Origin of the sequence: Haladaptatus sp. W1 (assembly GCF_001723155.1) — an archaeon.
In the GTDB taxonomy this organism is placed as follows: Archaea; Halobacteriota; Halobacteria; order Halobacteriales; family Haladaptataceae; genus Haladaptatus; species Haladaptatus paucihalophilus.
Genome location: NZ_MEIH01000238.1, coordinates 1 through 2,590, shown reverse-complemented (window position 1 = coordinate 2,590; position 2,590 = coordinate 1). Strand labels below are relative to the sequence as shown.

At 63.8% G+C, this 2,590-nt stretch carries 4 protein-coding genes; 2 read left to right on the top strand and 2 right to left on the bottom strand.

Annotated features, from left to right (window positions below):
* On the bottom strand, nucleotides 1-945 hold a 945-nt coding region (gene carA, locus BG842_RS10510), incomplete at its 3' end, for a glutamine-hydrolyzing carbamoyl-phosphate synthase small subunit (RefSeq protein ID WP_069450689.1).
* A gap of 102 nt (nucleotides 946-1,047) precedes the next feature.
* Between carA and BG842_RS10505 the strand changes: the two genes are divergently transcribed.
* Nucleotides 1,048-1,461: an Lrp/AsnC family transcriptional regulator gene (locus BG842_RS10505; protein ID WP_007976883.1), complete on the top strand. Its 414-nt coding sequence runs from the start codon at nucleotides 1,048-1,050 to the stop codon at nucleotides 1,459-1,461.
* Nucleotides 1,462-1,529: 68 nt separating this feature from the next.
* Here the strand turns inward: BG842_RS10505 and BG842_RS10500 are convergent, their stop codons facing one another.
* Nucleotides 1,530-2,234: a PHP-associated domain-containing protein gene (locus tag BG842_RS10500; RefSeq protein ID WP_069450688.1), complete on the bottom strand. Its 705-nt coding sequence runs from the start codon at nucleotides 2,232-2,234 to the stop codon at nucleotides 1,530-1,532.
* Nucleotides 2,235-2,288: 54 nt separating this feature from the next.
* Between BG842_RS10500 and BG842_RS10495 the strand changes: the two genes are divergently transcribed.
* On the top strand, nucleotides 2,289-2,590 hold a 302-nt coding region (locus BG842_RS10495; protein ID WP_303645368.1), incomplete at its 3' end, for a diacylglycerol kinase family protein.

The window sequence follows — 2,590 nt, the reverse complement described above, 5'->3', positions numbered from 1 at the left end:
GCTCTCCAAGCCTTCCGGCGTGTCGTCGTTGACGTTGATCTGCGTGACTTCGAGGTCGCCGGGGTCGGCGACGGTGTAGCCGTGGTTCTGCGTCGTCATGACGACCTGTCCAGATTCGAGGTCGCGGACGGGCTGGTTGACGCCGCGGTGACCGAAGTCCATCTTCTCGGTCGTGCCGCCGAGCGCGCGGGCGATGATCTGCTGTCCGAGGCAGATGCCCGCGAGCGGCAGTTCGCCGACGAACGTCTCGACCAGTTTCTGGGCCGCTTCGAAGTTCGCAGGGTCGCCCGGACCGTTCGAAACGAAGAGCACGTCGGCATCGACGCCCTCCACGTCGGCCGCGGTCGCGTCGTGCGGGAGGACGTGGACGTCCGCACCGCGTTCGACCAGCGAGTCGATGATGCTTCCCTTCGCGCCGCAGTCGATGAGCGCGACGGTCGTGTCGGTCTCGTCACCGTCACCGAGGTGAACCTCGTGTTCGGAGACGCTGACCTGCTCGCCGATGTCGTCGTGGTCGCTCATGCCCGGACAGCGTTCGAGTTCCGCGAGCGCGTCCTCGGGCGTGGCATTCTCGCCGACCGCGATACCGCACTTCATCGCGCCCTGTTCTCGAATCCCACCAACGAAGTCGCGGGTGTCGAGGTGGTCCACCGCGGGAACGCCCTCGTCTTCGAGCCACTCGGCGACGTCTTCGGTCAGTTCACGCGCGACGACGGCGCGCGGGTGTACTCGGTCGCTCTCGAAGCGCTCCTCTCGGACGCCGTAGTTCCCGATGAGGGGGTACGAGAACGTGAGTATCTGTTCTTCGTAGGACGGGTCGGTGAGGCTCTCCTCGTAACCCGTGTATGCTGTTGTAAAAACCAGTTCTCCGCAAGCCGTTCCCGGAGAACGACCACGGGCTTCCACCACATGGCCACCCTCCAGCGCGACGTAGGCACCCGGCATTACGAGATTCATATGCAATCCGGGCCTATAAACCTTGCTTTCGAAGCATTGTTACGAAATTCGTAATCGTCAAGTAGCGGGCACCACTACCTGCAAATCTCCATGGACGCACTCGACCGACAGATACTGAATCTCCTCCGGCGAGACGCCCGCACACCGTACACAGAGATAGCCGAAGCGGTCGGAACGTCGGAAGGGACCGTTCGAAATCGAGTCGAACGCATGACCGAGGACGGCGTTATCGAGCGATTCACGGTTACGACCCACACGGGGAACGTGAAAGCGATGATAGAAATCGGCGTGGACGTGGCCGTCGACACGACGAGGATGTCCGACACGCTCGCGGAGTGGGAACAGGTCGATTTCGTCTGGCAGGTCAGCGGCGAGGACGACATCGTACTCGTCGTGGACGCCTCCGACACGCAAGGCGTGAACCAACTCATCACCCGCGCGCGGGAGTTGGAGGAAGTTGTGAGTACGAAGACTCGATTGATTTTGGACGAGCGACTCGGTTGAGGCCATCTCGGCCGAATCCGAGAGCATCCCGAGATGAGTCGAAGAGTGATTTTGGACGAGCGACTCGGCTAGTCTTCCGGTTTCGGCGGGTCACCGACGCCCGGTGACTCCTCCTCGGGGCGGTGGAGATTGCCCTTCCCTTCGTGTACCGTCCGATAGCCGCGACGGACCAATTGGTCGAACGTCCCCCGCTCGACTCGCGGTTCGACGCGGCCGTCCCGAATCGCGCTGACGACGCTCTCGGGCGTTAGGACATCCGCATCGACTATCGTGTACGCGCGGCCGACTTCGACCGGGTAGTGGGCGTCGCTGCCGCCGACCAGCGGCAGGTCGTAGCTCTCCGCCAGCTCCCGCGCCCACTCCTCGGTTCGCGGGTGTTTGCCGTTGATTTCGATGGCGTCGAAGTCGGCGTCCACTTCGCGCACGGTGCTGTTCCGGTACGGATGGGCGACGATGGCGGCACAGCCTCGTTCGTGGGCGAGGGCGACGGTTTCCTTCGGCGTGAGCGTCCCGGGTTCGGTGCGCGTCGGCGGGTCGGGACCGACGACGAGGACGTGCCCTTTCGTCGTGGAGATTTCGATACCCGGTATCGTCTTCACGACGCGTCCGACGAACGGGTGATAGTAATCGTGGTTCGTCAACGCCACGCCGTCCAGTCCGCGGTAGCGCGCGCCGAGTTCGAGGAGTCTGACTCCCAACGGGTCGAACAGCGCGGCGGCGCGTTCGTGGCCGTGGAAGAATCGCGTGTGAGCGTGTAGGTCGAGGGCGAACACGTCCGTAGCTATACTGCCGATAGCTCTTTGGTTTTTCCGCCGGTCGGTCAGTGCATGAAAGCCGACGAGGAGGGAGCGGTAGACGACCTCGTTGCGAACGAGGACGCCATCGAGTACGAGCGCGTCGTCGTGTTGAATCCCGTCAGCGGTAACGCGAACCACCGCGAGCAGGTCCAGCGCCTCGCGACGCAGTACGACTGTACCGTTCTCGAAACTCAGGGCGAGGGGGACGCTCGCGAGTTCGCGAGCCACGCTGCGGAGAACGGTGCCGCCGTGGTCGCGGCCGCGGGCGGCGACGGAACGATACACGAAGTCGTCCGCGGATTGGACGACGCCGACGCACTGGACGCCGTGAC

What these genes read in the sequence shown, in the direction of transcription:
- BG842_RS10505 (WP_007976883.1), top strand. Translation starts at nt 1,048, where the DNA reads ATGGACGCACTCGACCGACAGATACTGAATCTCCTCCGGCGAGACGCC.